Raw genomic sequence first — 23,916 nt, 5'->3', positions numbered from 1 at the left:
ATCTGACTAAAGTCAGATAATGGATTCCGGTCAGATTACGCAGATCCGCAGCTTCAACCGCACCCTCACGCGGCGCCTTGGGGTGCTGAGCGAGAGCTTCCTCGGCATGGGGCGCCCGCTGAGCGAAGCGCGGCTGCTGTTCGAGATCGGCCGGCACGGCGCCGAATTGCGCGCCCTGCGCGCCCGGCTGTCCCTGGATTCTGGCTATCTCAGCCGCCTGCTGCGCTCGCTGGAGGGGCAGGGGCTGATCCGGCTGCAGCGCGCCGAGGCCGACAGCCGGGTGCGCGTGGCCACGCTGACGCGCAAGGGGCTGCGCGAGTTCGACGAGCTGGATCTGCGCTCGGAGCAGTTCGCGGCCTCGGTGCTGGTGCCGCTGGGGCCCGCGCAGCGCGACCGCCTGGTCGCGGCGATGGCCGAGGTCGAGCGTTTCATGCGCGCGGCGGCGGTGACGGTGGAGGCCGCCGATCCCGCCGGCGGCGAGGCGCGGGCCTGCCTGCGCGCCTACTTCGAGGAACTGCAGGCGCGCTTCGACGGCGGCTTCGATCCGGAGCGCAGCGTTTCCGCCGATCCGGGCGAGCTCATGCCGCCGCGCGGCCAGTTCCTGGTCGCGCGGCTGGACGGGGAGGCGATCGGCTGCGGCGCGTTCAAGGCGATCGGGCGGGGCGTGGGCGAGATCAAGCGCATGTGGGTGGCGCCCGCCGCGCGCGGGCTCGGCGTCGCCAAGCGCCTGCTCGACGCGCTCCAGGCGCATGCGGCCGAAGCCGGGATGGACGTGCTGCGCCTGGACACCCACCGCGCGCTCAAGGAGGCGCAGGCGCTGTACCTGCGCAACGGCTATCGCGAGATCGCGCGCTACAACGACAATCCCTATGCCCATCACTGGTTCGAGAAGACCGGCCTGCGCAAGGGGGCCAGGCGTGGGCGCGCCGGCAAGGGCGCGCCGCCGGGCTAGGGCGCGGCGGTCAGGCGCGGGGCGTCGCCGTCATTTGTCCGGCGTGGGATCGCGGTAGCGGAAGGTCAGCCAGATGCCGACCGCCACCGCGTAGCACAGGTTCGGCACGTAGGCGCGGTCCAGCGTGGTGACGTGCGTCTTCAGGGCGATGAAATTGGTATAGGCGGCCTGCGACAGGGTGAAGGCCGCGACCATCAGCATGAAGCGGATCGGGATCGGCCTGCCCATGTGCAGGGCGAGGATGGTGGCTTCCGAGACCACGATGCCGATCATGAAGGGCAGCAGCCCGCCGATCAGCACCAGGCTGAGCAGGTCCTCCTGCACGCGCGCGCGCAGCATCAGGTCGGCGAAGGTCAGGCCGAGCGGACGGCTGATGAGGAACATCAGGAAGCCGGTGCAGAAGGCCATGATCCGCACGTACTGCTCGGCGCCGCTGGAATTGAGGATCACCCGCACGGCGATCCAGATCTGGCTGGAAATCGTCAGCAGGATGAGCATCTGCTCGATGATGGTGAAGACATCCCACTTCATGTAGGGCCGCTGATCCTTGTGTGACGGGCAAGGATACCTTGCCCGCACAGGCCGCGTCTGCCCGCAGTTCCTCGCCCGATGCCCCGGGGGGCATCGGGCGCCGTGCCGTGGGCTCAGGACGCCACGCCCAGGCCGGCGAAGTAGCGCTTGAAGGATTCGATGGTCATCGCGAAGACGCCGCCGGTATTGAGCGGCGTGGCGCGGATCCAGCTGGTTTCGTGGCTGCGCCAGTCCGCCGCGAGCGTGTCCACCAGGCCCTCGTGCTGGCCCCAGGGATTGCGCAGCACGATGTAGCGCTGCGTCCTGGCCGGCTGCCCGAACACCACCGGCAGGCTGGTGCGGGTGATCCAGCCCAGGATCGAGTAGCAGTGCCAGCCGACGATGCCGGTGCTGCCGTCGTAGGCGATCGGGTCGGGGGCGTCGGCGGCCGTGGCATAGGTCCAGGCGGTCATCGGATTGATGGTGCGGCCGCTGCGCAGGCGTCCGAAGACCGGTTCCAGGGCGCCGGCCGCGGTGGGCGTGGCGATGCAGTTGTCGCGCAGCTGCTGCCACAGCGCGTCGGCGCTGCTGGTGCTGGTCTGGGTGTAGTGGGCGACGGTGCCGGGAACCAGCCGGGCGCTGGCGTCCACGCAGTCGCCGCCGTGCAGCACCAGGATGTCGGGCTTGTCGGTGAGATTGCCGGAGCGGAACTTGGCGAAGGCCTTCTCGTAGACGCCGGGCCAGATCTCGCCGGCCTCGGCCGAGCGGGCGAAGCGCGGCGCGCCGGTGCCGGTGTTGACCGGGACGTTCTCGGTGACCTCGAAGCGCTTGGTGGTGGCCGAGGTGTCGGCGATGTCGATGGCGTTGACGAAGGCGTCGTTGCCGGGACCGGTGGTGCGGTTGCGCTGCACGATGGCGTAGGGACGGCTGAGCGCCACCGAGGCCAGGGCGGCGATCAGCCAGCAGTCGCCGACCGCGCCCTGCACCGGATCGCCGAACTCGGTGCCTTCCTCGAAGAAATCGCCGGGATCGCTCCAGGTGGCGCCGCTGTATTCGGTGGTGCGCAGCTGCGGGATCAGCACCGGCGTCACGATGTCGACGAGGTGCTTCCTGAGCGCGGGCGAGATCTGCTCCGAGAGATTCGCCTTGAACGCCGGCAACGCCGCAGCCGTGCCGTTCCTGGCCTTGGCGGGCGTCTTCGCCGTGGCCGCGCGCGCGGATTTTGCGGTGCGCCCGGGCCTGGCGGCCGGCGAGAGCAGCGACTGCTGCAGCGCGAACACCGGCGATCCCTTGCCGCCGTCGAAAAGGCGGTCGGCACGCGTGCCCAGGGTCTTCTCCAGGAGTTCGAGCGGGCGCTCGAGCTTGTTCCATTCCACGCGCTTGCCGATCACGGTTTCGGCCAGCGCATAGGGATTGATCGCGCCGCCCAGGAAATTGCTGTTCATAGTGAGTCCGTCCATGAGTTGAAGGGTGGGGCGGCATCGCGCGGCCGCAATGCCGCCCCCTTGCTATGAACGCAATCCGGCGCGGCGGACTGACATTCCCCGCGGATTCGCGCCTGGCCTCAGTCGCGATCGGGCGCGCCGAGCGGGAAGTAGTGGCGATAGGGGCGCGCCTCGTCGACCGCGCGGGCGAAGGCAGGGTAGGCCAGCAGCCGGCGCCGGTAGGCGTGCACGTTGCGGTACGAGGGATCGATCGCATGGCTCCAATCGGCGTAGAACAAGGCCGGCGCCGCAGCGCAGTCGGCCAGGCTGAAGGCCTGGCCCACCGCCCATTCGCGGCCGGCCATGCGCCGTTCGAGCCAGGCGTAGGCGGTATCGAGCATCGACCGCGCCTCGGTCACGCCGTACGGATCCCGGTCGGCTTCCGGGCGAATGGCGTCGAAGACGATCTTCTGCTGCGGCGTGGAGACGTAGTTGTCGAAGAAGCGGTCCAGCATCCGCACCTCCAGCGCCGCGCCCGGATCCGCGGGGATCATGCGCACCGGGCCGGAATGGCGCAGGTCCAGGTGCTCGATGATCGTGCTCGACTCGATGACCGTCGCACCGTCGTCGACCAGCACCGGGAAGCGCCGCATCGGCCAAAGCGCCTGCAGCTCGCGCCGCGCCTGCTCGTCTTCCAGCAGGCGGTATTCGAAATCGACGGCGTTCGCGTAGAAGGCGATCAGCGCCTTCTGGCAGTAGGAGGACAGGGGGTGGGCGAAGAGTGTCAGGGACATGGCGGCTCCAGGGGTGGAAAGGGGGCTTTGCCGGGCGACGAACCGGGGGGCGGAAAATCGACATTGGCAGGGCACTTTTCCGATGTCGGCGGCCATCCCGGTCACTGCCGGACGGGGCGGGCTGCGGTTACCCTTGCGCGATAGCGTCCAGGAGTGCCGGCCATGCCCGAAGCCACGCAAGTGTTCTACGCGCGCGAGACGACGCTGGCGACGGACGAATTCCGGCGCGTCCTGGTCGAGTCCGGCCTGGCGGCGATCCGGCCGGTCGACGACGCGCCGCGCCTGCGCGCCATGCTGGCGGCCTCCAACCTGATCCTTACCGCGCGGCTGCAACGGCCGGACGGCGTGCTGGCCGGCGTGGCGCGCTGCGTCACCGATTTCGCCTGGTGCTGCTATCTCTCCGAGCTCGCGGTCTCCGCCGCGGCGCAGAAACTCGGCATCGGCAGGGGATTGCTGGACGAGGCGCGCCGGCAGCTGGGGCCGCGCGTGAGCCTGATCCTGGCTTCGGTGCCCGAGGCCGTGGGCTTCTACGAGCGGGCGGGGATGGCGCGTTTGCCGGATGCGTTCTGGTACAAGCGCGAGACCTGATCGTCAAGTGCCGTTCGAAGGGCACATGCGAACTTTCGCATGAATGCGCGTCGCCTCCGCTGTTTGCTGCGTTGCATCGAATCGCATGCGTGCGAACCGTCGAGCGACGCATGCCGGAACTCCGGCGCGCGGTCACGCTTCGCGCGGGCCGAATGGTGACGCAGTCGCAGGTTCGGCGAACGGCATTTATTGCAAAGTGTCGCCGTCGCGGGGAACACCAATCGCGGCCTCATCCGATCGTTCGACCAGGGGAAATCCAGAGTGACCATCCAACAGCGCAAGCCGCTTTCCGTTCCGGGAAAGGCGGCCAGGGTTCTTGCCGTATCCGCCGTCATCCTCGTCTCCGGGCTGGCCACGCCCATGGCCGCCACGCGCCAGCAGGCCGGCGCGCGGCAGGTCGACGCCAGCCTGCAGTGGCCGGCGGAGCCGCCGGCGCGCATTTGCGGCGACACCGCGCTGCTGGCCGGGCCGCAGACGCCGCCGGAAGGCGCGATCACCGTGCCCGCCGGCGACAACAGCGGCTTCGATTTCAACCGGCCCGGCGCCGTGCTCTGGTTCGCGCCCGGCGTGCATACGCTCGGCGATGACATCTACGGCCAGATCATCACGCGCGAGAACACCACCTACGTCGGCGCCCCGGGGGCGATCATCGACGGGCGTAACCTGAACCTGTACGCGTTCACCGGTACCGCCAAGAACGTCAAGATCCGCTACCTCACCATCCGCAACTTCGGCCGCGGCCTGGACAACAACAACGAAGGCGTGGTCAACCACGACGCCGGCGACGGCTGGCTGGTCGAGTACAACACCATCACCGGCAACGACGGCGCCGGCGTTTTCCTCGGCAGCGACAACGTGGTGCGCTACAACTGCCTCAAGGACAACGGCCAGTACGGCTTCAGCATGTTCAAGCCGCCGGTGGAGGGCGATTCGGCGATCAAGAACATCGTGCTGGACCACAACGAGATCGCCGGCAACAACACCGACGACTGGGAGGCCCACGAGCCCGGCTGCGGCTGCACCGGCGGCGGCAAGTTCTGGGACGTGAAGGGCGCGCGCGTCACCAACAACTGGGTGCACGACAACAAGAGCGTCGCCCTGTGGGCGGACACCAACAACATCGACTTCCTCTTCGAAGGCAACTACATCGCCGACAACCACGATGAGGGCATCTGGTACGAGATCAGCTACAACGCCACCATCCGCGGCAACACCTTCATCAACAACGCCTGGATGAAGGGACAGAACAACCACGGCTCGCCGGCGCCGGCGATCTACCTGTCCGAGTCCGGCGGCGACGCGCGCCTGGCCAGCAGCGTGTCCGGCGCGGCGAAGATCCGCATCTACGACAACTACTTCGAGGATAACTTCTCGGGCGTGGCGATCTACGAGAACGCCAACCGCTTCTGCAACTCCAACGGCAACACCAGCAAGAGCTACTGCACGCCGTTCGTGAGCCCGAACCAGATTCCCGGGCCGTACGACTACGACTACCTCGATCCGATCAACGCCACCCATCCCTGCTACACGCAGGTGGCCAGCGAGCCGTATTTCACCGATTGCCGCTGGCATTCGCGCAACATCGAGGTCACCGGCAACGAGTTCTACTTCGACCCGGACGCCGTTCCCTGCGGTACGTCCGAGTATTGCGGCGTGCAGGCGCTGATCGCCACCGGCGCCGACAACCTGCCCTGGTCGCCGTACACGGTGAGCGGCGTGCAGGACCAGGTGATGTTCAACGCCAACAACAAGTTCGCCAACAACCACTACTACGGTCCCTGGCAGTTCGCCAAGCGCTGGGGCGAGCGGATCAGCTTCGCCGCCTGGCAGGCGGCGCCATACCTGCAGGACGCCGGCAGCACCAGCGACCAGGTCGGCGGGCCGGGTCCGACGGGCAACATCGTCGATGCCGACACCGCGACCCTGGAAGGATCGCAGGGGCTGTGGAACAGCTGGTACAACGCCAACCTCAGCCGCAGCAGCGAGCAGGCGCACGGCGGCAGCTACAGCCTGCGCGTGGACATCACCGACAGCTACTGGGGCGCGGAAGTGGCCAACTATCCGGGCTACGTCGCCGGTCCCGGCGCGATGGCGGTCAGCTTCTGGGCCAAGGGCGGCGGCGGTGCGCCCGGCACCCCGAAACTGGCGCTGGAGTGGCGCGACGAGAGCGGCCACGTATTGAGCACCGACGTGATTGCGGTGGAGAACCTGAGTACGAGCTGGCAGCAGGTCAGCGCCCCGGCGCAGGCGCCGGCTGGCACCAGCACCGTGCTGATCACCCTGGTCGGCTCGGGAAGCGCGGGCGCCTGGTTCTTCCTCGACGACCTGACCATCGAGTCGGCGCAGGAGTAGGGCGCCGGCAAGCGGCCGCCGCACCGGATCGCCGTCCGGTGCTGGCGGCGGCGGGCATGGCGAGGAAGGGCGCGAGCGGCCGGAGCGCTCAGGGAACGGAACGCCATCGAGACGTAGTAGAGCCAGGGTGGCGGGAGTCCCGCGCGAGCAGCCTGGAATGGCGCCGTAGCGCATCGAGCGCGCCATGTCCCGGGCTGAGCCCGGGTTCATGCCGTCGGCGCTATGCTCGATTTCCGTTCCAACAGTTTTCGGGAGTTCCCATGGCCACCGGCTGGGCCGGCGACGGCGCCGTGCAGGACCAGATCGACGCGACCGTGAAGGACGCGATCAAGCGCGCGCGCAGCCAGCTGCCGCAAGGGCCTGGGCTGCGCCATTGCGAGGAATGCGACGCCGAGATCCCCGAGGCGCGGCGCCAGGCCATGCCCGGCGTGCGCCTGTGTATTGCCTGCCAGGAAGTGCGCGACCAGGAACAGGCCGCGCAAGGCGGCTACAACCGGCGCGGCAGCAAGGACAGCCAGCTGCGTTGAGACGCCCGGAGCGTCGCGCGGGGCATGCTTCCCGCGCGTGGCGGCTCATCCCGCCGCCCGCTCGAGCGCGGCGATATCGATCTTCTTCATCCGCAGGATCGCGGCCATGGCGCGTCGTCCCTTTTCCACATCGGGATCGCTGAGCAGCTCGCCCACCTGCCTGGGCACGATCTGCCACGACAGGCCGAACCTGTCCTTGAGCCAGCCGCATTGTTGCGCGCGTTCGTCGCCGCCTGCGGACAGGCGGTCCCAGTAGCGGTCCACTTCGGCCTGCGTCTCGCAGTTCACCACGAACGACACCGCTTCGTTGAATTTGAAGTGGGGGCCGCCGTTGATGGCGCTGAAGCGCTGGCCGTCGAGCTCGAAGGCCACGACCATCACCGAGCCTTCCGGCTGGCCGGACGCGCGGGCGCCTTCCTCGTTGTAGCGCGTGGTGGTGAGGATCCTGGCGTTGTCGAAGGTTTCGACGTAGTAGGCGACGGCTTCCTCGGCCTGGCCGTCGAACCACAGGAAGGGGGAGATGCGTTGTGCGATGGCCATCGGGATGCTCCGGTTTGGGATGGAAATGGAGCGGGAACCGGACCCGGCGGGGTCCGATGCCGCACTCCTGGTATCCCGACGAATGGGATCGGGCGGGATCGACAGCAGGGCGGTCAAATACTGAACAGTTCAGGCCAATCGCGCGCCATCGCACGTTCCGGTTGACAGGCGTCGCTTCATGAGATAAATAATTAAGTAATTTCTTAATTAAAGAACTGCCATGGAACGCGTCTTCGAAGCCCTGGCTTCCACCGCCCGTCGCAAGATCCTGGCCTATCTCAACGAGGGCGAGCTGACCGCCGGCGAGATCGGCGCCCGCTTCGACTTCAGCAAGCCGGCGCTCTCCGGGCACCTGCGCATCCTCGAGGAAGCGGGTCTGGTGTCGCGCGAGAAGCGCGGCCAGTTCGTCTATTTCCGCCTCGTGCCAGAACGGCTGACCAACACCTTGTTCGCCTGGGCGGCGGAAGTGTGTCCGGTCGCCAGGCCGCTCAAGCGCGAGAGCCGGGCGCGGGCACGCGGCAAGGCGCAACCGGCGGATTGATCGCGCGGAAACATCGCGGTCCGGGCAAAGCAGACCGGCGCACCGCTCGGCCGGGCAAGGAAGGAGGGGACAGATGTTGACGACCACCAAAGCCATCCGCACGTTTCCCAGCGTGCGCATCCGCCCGCGGGCCGGCGGCCTGCCGATCGAGGTTTCGCTGATCGCGCAGCTGGGTCACGGCGGCGGCGACCAGCTGATCGAGGACGCGTCGGCGCGCCAGCGCGGGCACGAGGCCTTCATCGACGAGCTCGACGAGCCCTCGGCGCGCCTGGGCGGCGTCGACCTCGACAACGGCGACGCGACCTCGCTGTACTCCTTCACGGTGGGCGTCAACGGCCATCCCTTCCACCGCCATGCCGGCCATCGCGTGTTCACCGCGATCTCCGGCAGCGCCGGGACGCAGTTGCGCTTCTCGACCGCCTCGTCGGAGGAGATCGCCAGCGACCCGCGCCGCTTCGTCGCGGCGCTGCACCATGTCGAGATCCCGCCGGACTGCCTGTTCACCGTGCGCTTCGGCGGCGGCACCTGGCACCAGTTCCTGCCGCTGCGCGCGCGCTCGGCGCATCCGGCGATGTTCGCGCTGTCCTGCCATACCAACGAACTCGGCGGCGACCTGGCCCCGGCGCTGCGCCAGCAGGTGATCGACAACCGCGCCGACATCCCGGCCCTGACCGAAGTACTGCCGCAGGCGGTGCTCGACTTGCTGCGCGACGGGAGCTTCGACGCCTTGCGCGTGCCGACCCATGCGCTCTCGCTCGACGCCGCGCCGGCCTCGCCGCTGGCGCGGCTGTGCGCGCGCACGCGCGGCGTGCTGGGCCGCGCGCGCGGCGCCTGGAGCCGCTGGCGCGGGCCCAGCGGCTTCCTCGCCGACAACGGCGGCGGGCGGCTGGCGGAAGCGCTGGCCGCGCCGCCGGCAGGCTCGATGCTGTACGAACAGCTGGACGGCAAGCACACCCAGGAAGACACGTTCGCGCTGGCCATCGCCGCGGACGAACTGGCCGGCATGCCGGCCGCGACCGTCCTGGCCGCGGTGCTGGAGGGATTCCTGGAAAACCGGCCGCTGGGCGTGTCGCAGCTGATGGCGTTCCGCAATGTCCTGGTGCGTCCGCTCGGATTGCGCACCTCGCCGCTGGGCTGCCCGGCGTCCTCGCTGCTCGCCACCGAATCGCGCAACCGCTTCGCCGGCCGCCACCCGGTGCTGGCGCAGCGGGTGGAGGGCGACATGCGCGCACAGGTGATCCTGGGCGCGGACGACAAGCACCTGGTGTTCCGTACCTGCGTCGGCGTGGAGCGCGTGGCGGACGGGCGCCTGCTGTGCACGATGGGCACGCGCGTGCGTACCCGCAACCTGTTCGGGCGCCTGTACATGGCGGCGATCGACCGCATGCACCGCGGCTACATCGCGCCGACCATGCTGCGCCTGGCCGTGGACCACGCGGTCACGCGGCTGCGCGAGGCGCCGCGGCGCGAGGGCGCGCCGGCGAATGCGGGCCCGTTGGCCTGCGTCGCGTCAGTGCGCTAGCGCGGCGGCCTTGGACCAGCGCCGCAGGCTGTCCAGCTTGGCCTGGTAGCGGTTGCGCAGGATCGCATCCTCGCTGCTGAGTGCCAGCGCGCGGCCGAGCTCGCGTTGCGCGCGCTGCGTGTCGCCGGTGAGGAAGGACACGCGCGCCAGTCCGAAGTGGAACTGATGCACCTTGTCGTAGAGGCGGATGGCGCGGCGGTAGTGCGTGGCGGCGAGCGCGTAGTCGCCGTTCCTCTCGGCCTGGTCGGCCTGCAGGAACTGGTAGAACGGGTCGCCGTACTGCGCCCGCTGCAGCTTGCGCATGTATTGGTCGGTCCTGGCCTGGTCGCCGGCGGCGCGGTACAAGTTGACCAGGTTCGACAGCGCCGGCGCATAGGAGGTGTCGCGGCGCAGCGCCGCCAGGTAGTCGCGTTCGGCCAGCGCACGCTGGCCGTCGCGCGCGCGCAGCACGCCGAGGTTGTTCCAGGCAGGGGAGAAGCCCGGGTCGTAGGCGAGGGCGGTGTCCAGGTGCGCCTTGGCGTCGGCGATCCGCCCGTCCTCCATGAGTTCGGAACCGCGGTTGTTGTAGAAGTGCGACAGCGCGCGCTTGTCGGAAATGCGCTTGGGGCCGCCGCGCGAGATCAGGATATTGCGGTCCAGGTCGATGGTGCCCTTGTCGGTGCCGAACTCGATGCCGACGTTGACGTGGCCGGCGTTGTAGAGCGTGTTGTTCTCCTGGTACCAGGACAGCGCCTGGCCCACTTCCTGCACGTAGGCGGTGATGCCGGCCTCGCGCGCCAGCGCCACGAACAGCAGGGTGAAGGACAGGCAATTGCCCTTGCGGTCGCGGAAGGTCTCGGCGACGGTGCGCGTGACCGAGGCGTCGTACTCGAGTCCCATCCCGCGCTTGCTGAAGACGAACTCGACCAGCAGCTTCATGCGCTTCTCGCGCGAATAGCTCTTGCTGGTCACGTTCTCGTGCAATTGCGCCAGCAGTTCCGGCGGCACCGCCATGATCTGCTGCGGGCTGGGCAAGGCGTCGGCCTGCGCCGCGTTGGCCGGCATGGCCAGCGCCTCGGTGGGCGCGGCAAGCGGGCGGGTCTGCGAGAACGGGCCGACGCCGGTGGACGCGGCGGTCGCGGCGTGCGCGCCAAGACAGCATCCCAATGCGGCGGCGGCCAGCAGGGCCGGGGCGATGCGGGAAATCATGGGAAATCCTCCGTCGGTGGAGGCGATGTCGCCGTGCCGAGTCTATCCCTTTGCGCGGGCGCCGGCGCAAGGGGCGGACGGCCTGGTCCGGCGATGCCGGCGGCGCCGAAGACAATGTCCGGAAAGGGCGAGTGCCGCGTCGCTTGCCGCAACGCCGGCGGTCCGGCGCGGCGTTCTCAGGCGCCGTGCAGGTAGCGGCTGGGCGAGGCGCCCAGGGCGCGGCGGAAGGCGGCGGTGAAGGCGCTGGCGCCGCTGTAGCCGAGGTCGGCGGCGACCTGGGTGATCGAGTCGCCCAGGCCCAGCCGCGTCAGCGCCGCGAGCAGGCAGGCCTGCTGGCGCCAGAGCGCGAAGCTCATGCCGGTCTGCTGGCGGAACAGGCGCGTGAAGCTGCGCCGGCTCATGCCGGCCTTGTGCGCCATCATGTCGATATCGATCTCCAGTGCCGGCGCCTCCATCAGCGCGCGGCACAGGCGCGCCAGGCGCGGATCGCGCGGCAGCGGCGTGTTGAGCGCCAGTGCCGGCATCGCCGCGATCTCGTCGAGCAGCAGCGCCATCACCCGTCCGTCGCGCCCGTCCAGCGCGTACTCGGTCGGCAGGTCGACCGCCTCCAGCAGCAGCGCATGGAGCAGGGCCGAGACGGCGATGACGCGGCAGCGCGCCGGCAGTCCGGCGGCCCGCGCGGCGTCGGCGCGCACGTAGGCGCTGCGCGTGGACACCTTGCCGCTCATGCGCACCTCGTGGGCGATGCCGGGCGGGATCCACAGCGCGCGCCGCGGCGGCACCACCCAGCTGCCCTCGTCGGTGATGGCGGTGACCACGCCGGCCGAGGCGTAGAGCAGTTGCCCGCGCTTGTGCGAATGCGCCGGCAACACGAAGTGCGGCGGGTACTCGTTGCCCGTGGCGAGGACGTCGCGCGGGATGTCTTCGTAGGAATCGATGCGGGTCTGGCGCATGGGGGCGGTTCCCGGGCCGTTGGCCCGGATTCGACAGAAATTGGCCCATCGATTCGTATGGGCCTGCTCCGGCCACTCTAGAGTGGCGCGGCCGCCGTGGCAAGGCGGTCCCCCCGTTGGAGCGTTGCGCCATGCAGACCCGTGTCGAAGACGTCGCGCTCGCCGCGCCGCCGCTATCCGCCGAGGAGCGTGCCGTAGAGGAGCGTACTGCGTTCGTGGTGCTGGGCGCGATCAGCTTCTCGCACCTGCTCAACGACATGATCCAGTCGCTGATCCAGGCGATCTATCCCTTGCTCAAGAGCGGGTTTGCGTTGAGTTTCGCGCAGATCGGATTGATCTCGCTGGTGTACCAGCTCACCGCGTCGATCCTGCAGCCGCTGGTGGGCACGTACACCGACCGGCGGCCGCTGCCGTACTCGCTGCCGGTCGGCATGGGCTTTACCTTGTGCGGATTGCTGCTGCTGGCGTCGGCGCCGAACTTCGGCCTGCTGTTGCTGGCGGCCGCGCTGGTCGGCACCGGCTCCTCGATCTTTCACCCTGAGTCCTCGCGCGTGGCGCGCATGGCCTCCGGCGGGCGGCACGGATTGGCGCAGTCGCTGTTCCAGGTCGGCGGCAACGCCGGCGCCTCGCTGGGGCCGCTGCTGGCGGCCTGGATCATCGTGCCGCACGGCCGCGGCAGCGTGGCCTGGTTCTCGCTGGCGGCGCTGCTGGCGATCGCGGTACTGGTGCAGGTCGGGCGCTGGTACGCCCGGCATCACGTCGCGCGCGGCAAGCCGGCCGCCAGGCATGGCGCGGGTGAGACGCTGTCGCGTCGCCGCGTCGCCGTCGCGCTGCTGATCCTCGGCACGCTGGTGTTTTCCAAGTACTTCTACGTCGCCAGCCTCAGCAATTACTACACCTTTTACCTGATCCACACCTTTGGCGTGTCGGTGCAGAGCGCGCAGGCGCACCTGTTCGTGTTCCTCGCCGCGGTGGCGGCGGGCGCGCTGATCGGCGGGCCGATCGGCGACCGCATCGGCCGCAAGTGGGTGATCTGGATCTCGATCCTGGGCGCGGCGCCGTTCACCCTGCTGCTGCCGCACGCCAACCTGTTCTGGACCGGCGTGCTGAGCGTAGTGATCGGCCTGATCCTGGCGTCGGCGTTCTCGGCGATCCTGGTCTACGCGCAGGAACTGCTGCCCGGGCGCGTGGGCATGGTCTCGGGATTGTTCTTCGGCTTCGCCTTCGGCATGGGCGGCATCGGCGCGGCGCTGCTCGGCCAGCTCGCCGACGCGCGCGGCATCGGCTTCGTCTATCAGGTCTGCGCCTACCTGCCGCTGATCGGCGTGATCGCGCTCTGGCTGCCGGATCTGCGCGGACAACACGAGCACGCGGGAAGGCGCGAGCCGGCGCGCGCGTGAGGGGCGGGATTACTTCGCCTTGCCCTGGTTGGCCACGGCCTCGGCCGCGCGCCTGGCGGCTTCGGGATCGCCAAGATAGCGGAACGAGCGCACGCCCAGCTGCTCGTCCAGCTCGAACAGCAGCGGGATGCCGGTCGGGATGTTGAGCTCGAGGATGTCGGCGTCGGAGACGGCGTTGAGGTACTTGTACAGCGCGCGCAGCGAGTTGCCGTGCGCGGTGACCAGCACCGTGCGCCCGGACTTGAGCTGCGGGGCGATGGCGTCGTGCCAGTAGGGCAGCACGCGATCGAGCGTGGTGGCGAGCGATTCGGTGGCCGGCAGCACCCGGCGGTCGAGGCCGGCGTAGCGGCGGTCGTGCATCGGATGGCCCGGATCCTCGGCCGGCATCGGCGGCGGCGGAATATCGTAGGAGCGGCGCCAGATCTTGACCTGCTCCTCGCCGTGCCTGGCCGCAGTCTCGGCCTTGTCGAGGCCTTGCAGGGCGCCATAGTGGCGCTCGTTCAAGCGCCAGCTCTTGAACACCGGCAGCCAGTCCTGGTCCATCACCTGCAAGGCGCCCTGCAGCGTATGGATCGCGCGCTTGAGCACGGAGGTGTGCGCGACATCGAACTGCAGCCCTTCCTCGCGCATCAACTGGCCGGCGTTGGCGGCTTCGCGGCGGCCCTGCTCGGTGAGGTCGACGTCGACCCAGCCGGTGAAGCGGTTTTCCAGGTTCCACTGGCTTTGGCCGTGGCGCAGTAACACGAGGCGATGGGTCACAACAGGGCTCCGCGGATCGCGATGGACGGCGCGGATTGTAGCCGGTCGCGTTGTGGCCGGTCGCGTCGCCGCCGCGGTCCGGATCGCGGATAATCCGCGTCAGCGGCAACGTCGAGGGCACGGCAGTCGAGAGCATGGCATTGGAGCGGTCTGGTGAACGGCAAATCGGGTGAACAGCCGACGTTGGCTGGATTCGGTCCTCCCGATCCCGTCGGCAGCCTGTTTTTCGCGGTAATGCCGGATGCCGAGGCACGGGGGAAGATCGCCGCGCTGGTGCAGGCCCTGCGCGCCGGGCACGGCTTGCGCGGCCAGGCGATCGCGCCGGAACGCCTGCACGTCACCTTGCAATACCTGGGCGAATTCGCCGGACTGCCCGCGGACCTGGTGGCGGGCGCCAGGCGTGCGGGAGATGCGCTGGACGCGGACGCGTTCGACCTGGCGTTCGACGGCATCGCCGGCTTCGGCGCGGGGCGCGGACGGCGCCCGCTGGTGCTGCGCGGCGGCGCGGCGGGCACGCGCGCCTTGGTCTCGCTGTACGAGGCGCTGGCCGCGCGGCTGGCGGCGGCGGGCGTGAAGAGCGACACCCGTCACGCGTTCGTGCCGCATCTGACCCTGCTTTACGATGAGCGCCTGCCCGCGCCGCAGGCGATCGATCCGGTCGGCTGGCGCGTGCGGGAGCTGCATTTGCTGCGCGGTCTCGCCGGCGCTCCGTGCTACGAGCCCCTGGCGAGCTGGACGTTGCGGAGATAGGCATGCACGAGACCGAGCAAGGGCAGGCGGTACGGGCGCGCGCGAAAACGCACGCGGTCGCGGCAACCCCCGTGCCCGCCGATCGCGCGCTGCGCGTCTGCGCCATCGGCGCGCTGGCCGCCGTGCTGCTGTTCGCGGCGGCCGCGCTGGCGTTGCAGTTCGCGCGCGCCGACCTGGACTGGGTGCGCACGCCGTTGAGCTTCTACCTGATCGGGCCGTACGGCCCCTGGCTGCAGGCGGCGTATTGCCTGCTGGGCGTCGGCATGATCGTGCTGTCGGCGGGGCTGTACGGTGCGCTCGCGCCCGCCGCGCGCAGCGCCGCACCGGTCCTGGTGTTCGCGATGGCCGCCGCCGCGCTGGCGGTGACCGCGTTCGCGCACACCAACGTGCCGGGCCGGGCGCCGACCTTCGAGGGATGGGTCCATGGTACCGCCGCGCAGGCGGCCTTCCTCTGGACGACCACGGCGATGCTGTTGCAGGCCTGGCGCTTCCGCGGCGATCCGCGCTGGGGCGCGCGCTTCGCGTTGGCCTTCTGCCTGGCGCTGGCGTGCTTCGCGGCGATCTGGGTGCTGTCGCTGTGGCGCAGCGCTCCGCGCGGGCTGACGCAGAAAGTGGTGATCGCGATGATCGTGTGCTGGCTGTCGATGGCCGGTGCGTGGCTGTGGCAGGCCAGGCCCGCGATGCGTCCCGGAGCGGCGGGGAAGGGCGCGAGATGAGCGAGGATGCGGCGATGCAGACGCTCGCGGCGCGGTTGGCGCCGGAGCAATGGTCGGCACTGCAGGCCGCCTACGCGCGGCCGGCGCGGGCGTACCACAACTTCGGCCACGTCGGCGAGGTGATGCGCCATTGCGCGTCCGTCGCCGAGGGGCCGGGCTGGGCGCAGCCGCTGGAAGTGCAGCTGGCGGTGCTCTACCACGACGCGGTCTACGAGGCCGGCCGCAAGGACAACGAAACCCGCTCGGCCGAGCTGGCGACGGCGGAGATCGCGCGCTGGATGCCGCATGCCGGCGTGGAGTCCGCGCGCGTGGCCGAGCTGATCGCGCTGACGGCGCGCCACGGCCAGTTCGCGCCCGAGGATTTTCCGCGCGACGCGCGCGGCGACGATACCCGGCATTTCCTCGATTGCGACATGGCGATCCTGGGCGCACCGCCGGCGGCCTTCGACGCCTACGACCGCGGCATCGCCGCCGAATACCGCGGCCACGTGCCGGGCTGGCTGTTCAGGCTCAATCGCCGCCGCTTCCTCAAGGCGCTGCTGGGCAAGCCGCGCATCTATCTGAGCGCATTCTTCCACGAGCGGTTCGACGCGCAGGCGCGCGCCAACCTGCGCCGGGCGGTGAACGAGAAGCGCTGACGCGCCTGCGCGCGCAACGGTGCCTGCCGGCGTCCCGGGCTATGATGCGGCCATGGCCAAGCTGCTGCTGAATCTGCGCATGGTGCCGGAGGACGAGGCCGACGAGGTCCGCGCCTTCCTTGATGCCGCCGAGATCCCCTGGTACGAAACCCGGCCCAGCCGCTGGGGCATCTCCCATGGCGGCATCTGGGTGGAGCGTAACGAGGACATCACGCGGGCCAAGCAGCTGATGGCCGATTATCAGGCGCGCCGGCGCGAGCAGGCGCGCGCGGCGCAGGCGCAGGCCCGCCTTGACGGTACCGCCGAAACCTTCGCCGACATCGTGCGCGCCTCGCCGCTGCGCGTGCTGCTCACGCTGCTGGCGATCGCCTTCCTGCTGGGACTGGTGGTATTGCCGGTCTGGTTGTTGCATCGTTAGCGCGGGGGGATGGCCGGGCAATGCGACCCGGCAAGGGCACACATGGCGAAACTGAGGAAACAGCGCAAGGTCGAATTTCCCGATCGCAAGGCGTTTCGACGCCGCCAGCGCAGCGGCGCGTGGATGGCGGTGCTGGTAGTGGTGGCGGCCGTGGCGGGCTGGGGCGGCTATCGCCTCTATCACAAGTTCTCCGCGCAAAAGCCGCCGCCGCCCAAACCCGCGCCCGTGGTCAAGCCGCCGCCACCGCCGCCGCCCAAGCCCGCGCCGCCCGACCCGGTAGTCACGCGCGCCGCGCGCATGGCGGCGCTGCACGAGGCGATGCAGCGCGGCGACGAGGTGGCGACGCAGAAGCAGATCGACGGCCTGCAGGAGGATTTCCGCAAGTCGATGCGCTTCGTCGATCCCGGGCGCGTGGACGCCTACGAGGCCGCGCGTGCGGCGGCCTGGAAAGTGGGCGGCGTGCGTTCGCTGGCCTGGCTCGATCGCGTCAATCTGTATGTGATCGTGGATACGCCCGAGCACCGCAGCCAGGCGACCATCGATGCCGTTTGCGAGGCGGTGCGGACGCTGAGCGACAAGCCGGAGGAAAAGCCGGACGTGGTCGTCGATCTGCAGGTGGATTTCCGCGGCCGGGAGCCCTCGGAGATGCTGGCCCGCAATTGCCGCGCGGCACCGGTCGCCGAGAACGGACCGGACGCGCAGGACGCGCAGAAGAAGGACGAGGACGCGAAGCCCGATGCGGCCAAGGACAAGCCGGCCGAGGAACAGGACCCGGTGCGCGAGGAAAGCCTGCGCATCCTGCGCGACACCACCCCGGAGCTGTAGGCGAAAGCGCCGCTCCGGCGCCGTCCAAACCTAACGTTTGTTGAACGATCGATGCTTATGATGTCGCGTTTGGACAGAATTGACCGGGGATTTACGTAATGAGTTGTGACCGTGTTCGCAGGATTCTCCCGCTCGCCGCATTGACGGCGACCCTCGCGCTGGCGGCCGCCTGCACGCCGGAGCCGCCGCCCAAGGCGCCGGAGGCCGCCCAGGCGCCGTCCGCGCCGGCGCCGGCGCCGCCGTCGGTGCCCGAGCCGGATCCGAGCACGGCCACCTACGAGCGCGCGGCGCCGCCGACGCTGCAGCCGGTGGTGCTAGGCGATTTCCAGCCGGGCGATCCGGTCGGCGAGGCCAGCACCGGCGCGGTCAAGATCGAGGACGGCAAGATCACCGGCGCCAACGGCGCCAGCTTCGTCACCGAGCGCGTAGCCCTGGTCAGCGGCGACGACCAGTTCGCGCCCAACCAGCGCTATGCCGATGCGATGATGATCGAGCCGCGCCAGCAGGTCGAACTGCGCCACATCGTGCAGCAGACCGCGCCCGGCAAGATGCCGGGCAACGCGTTCTGCGGCAGCACCGCCGATGCCAGCTATCTCGCGCTGGCCAAGGTCATGGACGGCGAGGACGAAGTGGTGAAGCTGATCGCGCTCAGCGGCACCACGCTGCCGGCGGCGGCGGCGCAGGACGTGAAGCTGTGCGCGTCGACGCATTATTTCTCGAAGAAGAAGTGACGCCTGGGCCGCGTTGCGGCGGCAGGTAGGCGGAGCGCCGTGCCGAGTCGCCGCGCGCGGCTCGACTCCCTTGCCGCTACGGTTCGAGGCCGCTATTCGGTGCCTTTGCCGGAATGGCGAAGCGTGAGGCGATGCAGGAAGCCATATGCGGCACGTGCCCGCAACGATGACGCCTATGCGGCGGGCGCATCCGACTGCCGCAACCACCGCGCGGCGGCCTGGCCGGCGCGATGGCCGCTGGCGAAGCAGGCAGTGAGCAGATAGCCGCCGGTCGGCGCTTCCCAGTCGAGCATCTCGCCCGCACAGAACACGCCGGGCATCGCGCGCAGCATCAATTCCTCGTCCAGCGCTTCCAGGCGCACGCCGCCGGCGCTGCTGATCGCCTCGGCGATCGGCCGCGCGCCGCGCAGCCGCAGCGGCAGCCGCTTGACGGCGGCGGCGACCAGCGCGGGATCGTCCAGTCCGCCGCGCCCCAGCGTCTCGTACAGCAGCGCGGCCTTGACGCCGTCCAGGCCGGTCTGCCGGCGCAGGTGTTCGCTGGCGCTACGGCGTCCGCGCGGCCTGGCCAACGCCTCCCGCAAGCGCGCGCGTTCGCGTCCCGGAGCGATGTCCAGGTGCAGCAGCGCGACGCCGTCGCGGGCAATGGCCTCGCGCAGCTCCGCCGAGAGCGCGTAGACCAGACTGCCTTCGATGCCCCCGGCGGTGATCACGCACTCGCCCTGCAGCGCGTGTTCCGCACCACCCGCGTCGCGCCAGTGCGCGATCACCGGCTTCAGCGGCATGCCGGCGTGGCGCTCGGCGAAATGCGCGCTCCAGCCGATGTCGAATCCGCAGTTGGCCGGCGCCAGCGGCGCCAGTTCGATGCCGCGCGCGCGCAGCGCCCCGGTCCAGGCGCCGTCGGAGCCGAGCTCCGGCCAGCTGCCGCCGCCGAGCGCGAGCACGCTCGCTCCGGCGCGGACCTCGCGTTCGCCCTCGGGCGTGGCGAAGCGCAGCGCGCCATCGTCGCTCCATCCCAGCCAGCGATGCTGGACGTGGAAGCGCACGCCCTGGTCGCGCAGGCGCCGCACCCAGCCGCGCAGCAGCGGCGCGGCCTTGAGGTCGGCCGGGAACACGCGGCCGGAACTGCCGACGAAGGTCTCCACGCCCAGCCCGCGCGCCCAGGCGCGCAGGTCCTCGGCGCCGAACCCGCGCAACCAGTCCGCGACCGCGTCCTCGCGCTCGCGATAGCGGCGGGCGAAGGCGGGCATGGGTTCGGAGTGGGTGAGGTTGAGGCCGCCCTTGCCGGCGATCAGGAACTTGCGTCCGACCGATCCCTTGGCGTCGTACAGGTCGACCTCGAGGCCGGCCGCGCGCGCGGTTTCGGCCGCCATCAATCCGGCCGGGCCGCCGCCGACGACGGCGAGCGCTTGCGCATGCGAGGAGGGGGCCGCGCCGGGCGGGAAGGCGATCATCGGCGACAGGGTAGAGAAAGGCCCGCGGCGGCGGAAGGCATGCGCGGCCCGGGCGCCTTCTGTCATGATCGCCCGGCCCTCCACGCGGACGTCTCGCATGCCTCCCGTCGCCGCCGCTCCCCGCAATTCCGCGGGACGCATCCTCTTCGCCAGCCTGATAGGCACCACCATCGAGTTCTTCGATTTCTACATCTACGCCACCGCGGCGGTGCTGGTGTTCCCGACGCTGTTCTTTCCGGCCGGCGATCCGGCGTCCTCGACGCTGCAGTCGCTGGCGACCTTCGCGCTGGCGTTCTTCGCGCGGCCGGTCGGCTCGGCGCTGTTCGGCCATTTCGGCGACCGCATCGGCCGCAAGGCGACGCTGGTGGCGGCGCTGCTGACGATGGGCCTGTCGACGGTGGCGATCGGCCTGCTGCCGACCTATACGCAGATCGGCGTGGCCGCGCCGCTGCTGCTGGCGCTGTGCCGCTTCGGCCAGGGGCTGGGGCTGGGCGGGGAATGGGGCGGGGCGGTGCTGCTGGCCACCGAGAACGCGCCGCCGGGCAAGCGCGCCTGGTACGGCATGTTCCCCCAGCTCGGCGCGCCGATCGGCTTCCTGCTGTCGAGCGGGGTGTTCCTGCTGCTGACCGAATTGATGGACGACGCGCGGTTCTTCGCCTGGGGCTGGCGCGTGCCGTTCTGGGCCAGCGCGGTGCTGGTGCTGGTGGGGCTGTGGGTGCGGCTGCGCATCGAGGAGACGCCGGACTTCCGCCGCGTGCTGGCCAGCCAGGCGCGGGTGCGCGTGCCGATGCTGACGGTGCTGACGCGGCATCCGCGCATGCTGCTGGTCGGCACGTTCGCGGCGATGGCCACGTTCGTGCTGTTCTACCTGATGACGGTGTTCGCGCTGAGCTGGGGCACCTCGTCGCTGGGCTATGCGCGCGAGCAGTTCCTGCTGCTGCAGATGGTGGCGGTGCTGTTCTTCGCCGCCACCATCCCGCTCTCGGCCCTGTACGCCGACCGCCACGGCCGGCGCGCGGCGATGCTCTGGTCGACGGCGGCCATCATCGTGTTCGGCCTGTGCTTCGCGCCGCTGTTCGCCTCCGGCAGCGCGCTGGGCGTGCTGCTGTTCCTGGCGCTGGGACTGGCGGCGATGGGCCTGACCTACGGTCCGCTGGGCACGATCCTGTCGGACCTGTTCCCGACCGAGGTGCGCTACACCGGCGCCTCGCTGGCGTTCAACTTCGCCGGCATCCTCGGCGCCTCGCTGGCGCCCTACGCGGCGACCTGGCTGGCCAAGCACTACGGCCTGCAGTACGTGGGCTACTACCTGTCGGCGGCGGCGGTGCTGACGCTGCTGGCGCTGCTGGCCATTCCGAAATCGGCCGGCGCGCGCGAGCAATTGCCGCTGGGCGAGCAGGCCTAGCCGCGCTGCGCCGGCGTCCGCGCATGCGTCGCGGACGCCGATGCAGGGATGGATATCAACCGGCAGCGAAGCGCTTCTGGTACTCGGCGTCCAGCGGCGCGTGCCGCTTCCAGAAGTTCGGCGGCGCGCGTCCGTGCAGGCGATCGGCGAGCACGTCCAGGTGCGCGTGCCAGCCGCCGGACACGCCGACCAGCTCGCCATGGTTCGGCAGGCGGGCATGCGTCACCGTGAGCAGCACGTCGTCGCCGCGCTCGTTCAATTCGAAACGCACTTCGGAAGCGTCGTCCTGCTCGCCCCAGGTGTAGGCGAGCACGCGCGGCGGATCCCAGGCGGTGACGCGGGAGCGGTGGCGATAGCCGTTCGGTTCCATGTCGGCGTAGCGCGCCGGCGCGGGGCCGGGCTCGTCGGACAGGCGCGAATGCAGGAACAGCAGTTCGACCTTGCCGCCCACGCGCGGCTCGATGATGCCGGAGGCGAGCCACTGGCCGAGCTTCTCGTCCTCGGTCAGGTAGGCCCAGACGCGTTCGATGGGGCCGGGCAGGGTGCGCTCGATGCGCACGGCGTCGGGGGCGGTGCGGACGGCTGCGTTGCGGTCGAAATCAGCGTTCATGCGGAAATCCTTGGTGGTGGGCAGCGGATGCGGGAGCACGTGGCTCGGGTAGGGACGCGAGGAGGCGAGGCGGCCATTCATCGTCGTTTCTTCTTCTTCGCGGGGTCGGGCGATCGCGGCTTGGATGCGCGGGTGGGCGCGGCGGCGTCCTCGGCGCGCAGCAGCGCTTCCAGGGCGTCCAGGCGCCCATGCCAGAAGCGTTCGTAGTGGCGGATCCATTCCATGCCCGCGTGCAGGGGCTGCGCGTGCAGGCGCACGCGGTGCGTGCGGCCCAGCACTTCGCGGCGCACCAGCCCGGCGTCCTCCAGCACGCGGATGTGCTTGGACGCGGCCGCCAGCGACATCGAGAACGGTGCGGCGAGCTCGCCGACGCTGCACTGGCCGCGGCTCAGGCGGGCCAGCATCTCGCGGCGGGTACGGTCGGACAGGGCGGCGAAGACCTCGTCCAGGACGGCGTCGGCGGCGGGGCGGGAGGGCTGATATTCATCCATATGGTTGAATATACCCGCAACCGGATGAATGTCAACCGTTCGGTAAAATATCGACGCCGTAGAATGCGCGCATGGTCACCAATATCGCCGTCTACCACTTCGTCGAGGTCGATTCCCCGGAGTCGCTGGCCGCCACGCTGTCCGCGTCGGCGCGGCGCAACGGCCTGCTGGGCACCGTGCTGGTCGCGCCGGAGGGCCTCAACCTGTTCCTCGCCGGGGAGGACGACGCGATCGCCGACTTCCTGCGGGCGCTGCGCATGGACGCGCGCTTCGCCGGACTACGCGTGAAATACAGCCGCAGCGCCGCGCAGCCGTTCGCGCGGCTGAAGGTGAAGGTGAAGCCGGAGATCATCGCTTTCCGCCGCGACGGCGCCTCGCCCCTGGCAGGCCGGGCGCCGGCGGTGGCGCCGCGCGATCTGGCGCGCTGGATCGCCCAGGGCCGCGACGACGACGGCCGGCGCCTGGTGCTGCTGGACACGCGCAACCGCGAGGAGGTCGGCCACGGCAGCTTCGCCGGCGCGCTCGCGCTGCCGATCGACAATTTCACCGACCTGCCGGAAGCGCTGGCGCCGCATCGCCCGGCGCTCGCCGACGCCACCGTGGTGAGCTTCTGCACCGGCGGCGTGCGCTGCGAGAAGGCGGCGCTGTGGATGCGCGCAGAGGGCATGGACAACGTGCTGCAGCTCGACGGCGGCATCCTCGGCTATTTCGAGGAGGTGGGCGGCTACGGCTACGACGGCCGCTGCTTCGTGTTCGACGAGCGCGTCGCCCTGGATCCCGAGCTGCGGCCGCTGTGCGCTACGATGGCGGCAAGGGAGAACGGGCAGGCATGAATCGGATACCGGATTGGACATCATGAGCTGGGTCGGCGTACTCGTCCTGATCGTGGGACTCTACCTGGCCTTCAAGGTGGTCAGTTTCCTGCTGAAAGTGGCCATGTGGGGCGTGGTGATCGCCGCCGCCTACTGGGTCGTGGCGCCGCTGGTCGGCTGGCCGCCGCTGATGGAGCTGTTCGCCGCCTGACGCGCAGGCGGACGCATCCGGCGCAGGCGACCTTGCACGAAGGGATCAGGCGAACTCGCGCGAGGGCAGGGTGTAGCGCTTCTGCGGACGTCCGACGAGATCGAGGAAATTGTTGAACACGCGATCGGCCTGCAGCTGCATCGCCGCGATGTGCGCGCGGGTCTGGGCGCGGATCGCCTCGGCGTCGTGCGGCAGGCCCGAGGCCGCCAGTTCGTCGCGATAGGCGGGCGTGGCCAGCCAGCGCTCGATCAGCGGCTGGTCCATCTCCAAGTGGAACTGGAAGCCGTAGGCGTGCTCGCCCCAGCGGAAGGCCTGCGGCGGGCAATGCTCGGTGGCGGCCAGGTGCACCGCGCTGTCGGGCACCTCGAAGCGGCAGGCGTGCCATTGGAACACCGGCGCTTGCTCGCCCAGCGGGGACAGCACCGGATCGGCGCGTCCGGCGGCGGTGGTGCGCAGCTGGTACCAGCCGATCTCCGGCCTCGCCTGCCGGCACACCGGCGCGCCGAGCACGTGCGCCAGCAGTTGCGCGCCCAGGCAGATGCCCAGCACCGGGCGGCCCAGCGCGAGCATGCGCTCGATGGCGCGCAGCTCGGTCATCAGGTGCGGGCGCAGCGCCCGGTCCTCGACGTTCATCGGTCCGCCCAGCACGATCAGGCCGCGGTAGCGCTCGATGGTCGGCTGCGCGTCCGGCTCGCGTTCGAAATTGGCGAAGCGGATGCGGTGGCCGCGGCCGCGGATCAGCGGGTCGAGCGTGCCGAGCGGCTCGGCGGCGACGTGTTGGAAGACCAGGAGTCGGGACATCGGCCGA

The 23,916-nt window shown here is 70.1% G+C and carries 27 protein-coding genes; 16 read left to right on the top strand and 11 right to left on the bottom strand.

Annotated elements, in window-relative coordinates:
• The first annotated feature begins 19 nt into the window (after positions 1–19).
• Positions 20–952, top strand: coding sequence for a bifunctional helix-turn-helix transcriptional regulator/GNAT family N-acetyltransferase (locus tag MD221_RS03935; protein ID WP_242107973.1), 933 nt, complete (start codon positions 20–22; stop codon positions 950–952).
• A gap of 30 nt (positions 953–982) precedes the next feature.
• On the opposite strand, the gene MD221_RS03930 is transcribed toward MD221_RS03935, so the two are convergent.
• The 3 genes from MD221_RS03930 to MD221_RS03920 all read right to left on the bottom strand — a co-directional run bounded on the left by MD221_RS03930 (position 983) and on the right by MD221_RS03920 (position 3,680).
• Positions 983–1,483, bottom strand: a complete 501-nt coding sequence (locus tag MD221_RS03930) for a hypothetical protein (RefSeq protein WP_242107971.1) — start codon at positions 1,481–1,483, stop codon at positions 983–985.
• Positions 1,484–1,596: 113 nt separating this feature from the next.
• A complete protein-coding gene (locus MD221_RS03925; RefSeq protein ID WP_242107970.1) occupies positions 1,597–2,907 on the bottom strand; it encodes a C2 family cysteine protease in 1,311 nt (436 codons plus the stop codon).
• A gap of 119 nt (positions 2,908–3,026) precedes the next feature.
• Positions 3,027–3,680 carry a glutathione S-transferase family protein gene (locus MD221_RS03920; RefSeq protein ID WP_242107968.1) on the bottom strand — a complete coding sequence of 218 codons (654 nt, stop codon included), beginning with the start codon at positions 3,678–3,680 and terminating at the stop codon, positions 3,027–3,029.
• A gap of 162 nt (positions 3,681–3,842) precedes the next feature.
• Here MD221_RS03920 and MD221_RS03915 point away from each other — a divergent pair, with 162 nt between their 5' ends.
• The 3 genes from MD221_RS03915 (at position 3,843) to MD221_RS03905 (ending at position 7,147) form a co-directional block, all read left to right on the top strand.
• Positions 3,843–4,268 carry a GNAT family N-acetyltransferase gene (locus tag MD221_RS03915; RefSeq protein ID WP_242107966.1) on the top strand — a complete coding sequence of 142 codons (426 nt, stop codon included), beginning with the start codon at positions 3,843–3,845 and terminating at the stop codon, positions 4,266–4,268.
• Between the two features lie 261 nt (positions 4,269–4,529).
• Positions 4,530–6,620, top strand: a complete 2,091-nt coding sequence (locus tag MD221_RS03910) for a right-handed parallel beta-helix repeat-containing protein (protein WP_242107964.1) — start codon at positions 4,530–4,532, stop codon at positions 6,618–6,620.
• A 260-nt stretch (positions 6,621–6,880) separates the two neighbouring features.
• On the top strand, positions 6,881–7,147 hold the full coding sequence (locus tag MD221_RS03905) for a DksA/TraR family C4-type zinc finger protein (protein WP_242107962.1): 267 nt from the start codon (positions 6,881–6,883) through the stop codon (positions 7,145–7,147).
• 45 nt (positions 7,148–7,192) lie between these two features.
• Here MD221_RS03905 and MD221_RS03900 read toward each other — a convergent pair whose 3' ends face one another.
• Positions 7,193–7,687, bottom strand: a complete 495-nt coding sequence (locus MD221_RS03900) for a VOC family protein (protein ID WP_242107960.1) — start codon at positions 7,685–7,687, stop codon at positions 7,193–7,195.
• Between the two features lie 220 nt (positions 7,688–7,907).
• Between MD221_RS03900 and MD221_RS03895 the strand changes: the two genes are divergently transcribed.
• The gene (locus tag MD221_RS03895; protein WP_242107958.1) at positions 7,908–8,228 is read left to right on the top strand and encodes a metalloregulator ArsR/SmtB family transcription factor; all 321 of its coding nucleotides are present in this window, start codon (positions 7,908–7,910) and stop codon (positions 8,226–8,228) included.
• Positions 8,229–8,301: 73 nt separating this feature from the next.
• Positions 8,302–9,750, top strand: a complete 1,449-nt coding sequence (locus MD221_RS03890; protein ID WP_242107956.1) for a DUF2867 domain-containing protein — start codon at positions 8,302–8,304, stop codon at positions 9,748–9,750.
• Here MD221_RS03890 and MD221_RS03885 read toward each other — a convergent pair.
• Entirely contained in the window at positions 9,739–10,938 is a 1,200-nt protein-coding gene (locus tag MD221_RS03885; protein WP_242107953.1) for a tetratricopeptide repeat protein, read from the bottom strand. The two genes, MD221_RS03890 and MD221_RS03885, sit on opposite strands and share 12 nt — an antisense overlap.
• Positions 10,939–11,114: 176 nt before the next feature.
• The gene (locus tag MD221_RS03880) at positions 11,115–11,891 is read right to left on the bottom strand and encodes an AraC family transcriptional regulator (protein ID WP_242107950.1); all 777 of its coding nucleotides are present in this window, start codon (positions 11,889–11,891) and stop codon (positions 11,115–11,117) included.
• A 131-nt stretch (positions 11,892–12,022) separates the two neighbouring features.
• Between MD221_RS03880 and MD221_RS03875 the strand changes: the two genes are divergently transcribed.
• A complete protein-coding gene (locus MD221_RS03875; RefSeq protein ID WP_277928876.1) occupies positions 12,023–13,291 on the top strand; it encodes an MFS transporter in 1,269 nt (422 codons plus the stop codon).
• Between the two features lie 9 nt (positions 13,292–13,300).
• Here MD221_RS03875 and gpmA read toward each other — a convergent pair whose 3' ends face one another.
• Positions 13,301–14,050, bottom strand: a complete 750-nt coding sequence (gpmA, locus tag MD221_RS03870; RefSeq protein ID WP_242107948.1) for a 2,3-diphosphoglycerate-dependent phosphoglycerate mutase — start codon at positions 14,048–14,050, stop codon at positions 13,301–13,303.
• 153 nt (positions 14,051–14,203) lie between these two features.
• On the opposite strand from gpmA, the gene MD221_RS03865 reads away from it, so the two are divergent.
• The 6 genes from MD221_RS03865 (at position 14,204) to MD221_RS03840 (ending at position 18,128) form a co-directional block, all read left to right on the top strand.
• Positions 14,204–14,800, top strand: a complete 597-nt coding sequence (locus tag MD221_RS03865; protein WP_242107946.1) for a 2'-5' RNA ligase family protein — start codon at positions 14,204–14,206, stop codon at positions 14,798–14,800.
• Between the two features lie 2 nt (positions 14,801–14,802).
• Positions 14,803–15,516 carry a DUF998 domain-containing protein gene (locus tag MD221_RS03860; protein WP_242107945.1) on the top strand — a complete coding sequence of 238 codons (714 nt, stop codon included), beginning with the start codon at positions 14,803–14,805 and terminating at the stop codon, positions 15,514–15,516.
• Positions 15,513–16,154 (top strand): HD domain-containing protein, encoded by a 642-nt coding sequence (locus tag MD221_RS03855; protein ID WP_242107944.1) that lies wholly within the window; start codon positions 15,513–15,515, stop codon positions 16,152–16,154. Before MD221_RS03860 ends, MD221_RS03855 begins: the two co-directional genes overlap by 4 nt.
• A 52-nt stretch (positions 16,155–16,206) precedes the next feature.
• Positions 16,207–16,572 (top strand): DUF6164 family protein, encoded by a 366-nt coding sequence (locus MD221_RS03850; protein ID WP_242107943.1) that lies wholly within the window; start codon positions 16,207–16,209, stop codon positions 16,570–16,572.
• Between the two features lie 42 nt (positions 16,573–16,614).
• Positions 16,615–17,397, top strand: a complete 783-nt coding sequence (locus MD221_RS03845) for a hypothetical protein (RefSeq protein ID WP_242107942.1) — start codon at positions 16,615–16,617, stop codon at positions 17,395–17,397.
• 140 nt (positions 17,398–17,537) lie between these two features.
• Entirely contained in the window at positions 17,538–18,128 is a 591-nt protein-coding gene (locus MD221_RS03840; RefSeq protein WP_242107941.1) for a hypothetical protein, read from the top strand.
• A 173-nt stretch (positions 18,129–18,301) separates the two neighbouring features.
• Here MD221_RS03840 and MD221_RS03835 read toward each other — a convergent pair whose 3' ends face one another.
• Positions 18,302–19,579 (bottom strand): TIGR03862 family flavoprotein, encoded by a 1,278-nt coding sequence (locus tag MD221_RS03835; RefSeq protein WP_242107940.1) that lies wholly within the window; start codon positions 19,577–19,579, stop codon positions 18,302–18,304.
• 97 nt (positions 19,580–19,676) lie between these two features.
• On the opposite strand from MD221_RS03835, the gene MD221_RS03830 reads away from it, so the two are divergent.
• Entirely contained in the window at positions 19,677–20,984 is a 1,308-nt protein-coding gene (locus MD221_RS03830) for an MFS transporter (protein WP_242107939.1), read from the top strand.
• 55 nt (positions 20,985–21,039) lie between these two features.
• Here MD221_RS03830 and MD221_RS03825 read toward each other — a convergent pair whose 3' ends face one another.
• Together MD221_RS03825 and MD221_RS03820 are read right to left on the bottom strand one after the other, a co-directional pair.
• On the bottom strand, positions 21,040–21,675 hold the full coding sequence (locus tag MD221_RS03825; RefSeq protein ID WP_242107938.1) for an SRPBCC family protein: 636 nt from the start codon (positions 21,673–21,675) through the stop codon (positions 21,040–21,042).
• Complete coding sequence (locus MD221_RS03820) at positions 21,672–22,085, bottom strand: ArsR/SmtB family transcription factor (RefSeq protein ID WP_242107937.1); 414 nt, start codon at positions 22,083–22,085, stop codon at positions 21,672–21,674. The genes MD221_RS03825 and MD221_RS03820 overlap by 4 nt, the downstream gene beginning before the upstream one ends.
• Before the next feature lie 71 nt (positions 22,086–22,156).
• On the opposite strand from MD221_RS03820, the gene MD221_RS03815 reads away from it, so the two are divergent.
• A complete protein-coding gene (locus MD221_RS03815; RefSeq protein WP_242107936.1) occupies positions 22,157–22,918 on the top strand; it encodes a sulfurtransferase in 762 nt (253 codons plus the stop codon).
• Between the two features lie 22 nt (positions 22,919–22,940).
• Complete coding sequence (locus tag MD221_RS03810) at positions 22,941–23,108, top strand: hypothetical protein (RefSeq protein ID WP_242107935.1); 168 nt, start codon at positions 22,941–22,943, stop codon at positions 23,106–23,108.
• A gap of 45 nt (positions 23,109–23,153) precedes the next feature.
• Here MD221_RS03810 and MD221_RS03805 read toward each other — a convergent pair whose 3' ends face one another.
• Entirely contained in the window at positions 23,154–23,909 is a 756-nt protein-coding gene (locus tag MD221_RS03805; RefSeq protein ID WP_242107934.1) for a type 1 glutamine amidotransferase, read from the bottom strand.
• Between the last annotated feature and the right edge of the window lie 7 nt (positions 23,910–23,916).

This window comes from Luteimonas aquatica, assembly GCF_022662575.1.
Classification (GTDB): Bacteria; Pseudomonadota; Gammaproteobacteria; order Xanthomonadales; family Xanthomonadaceae; genus Luteimonas; species Luteimonas aquatica.
Note: the sequence above shows the minus strand (reverse complement) of the source record. Positions and strands in the feature narration are given on the sequence as shown.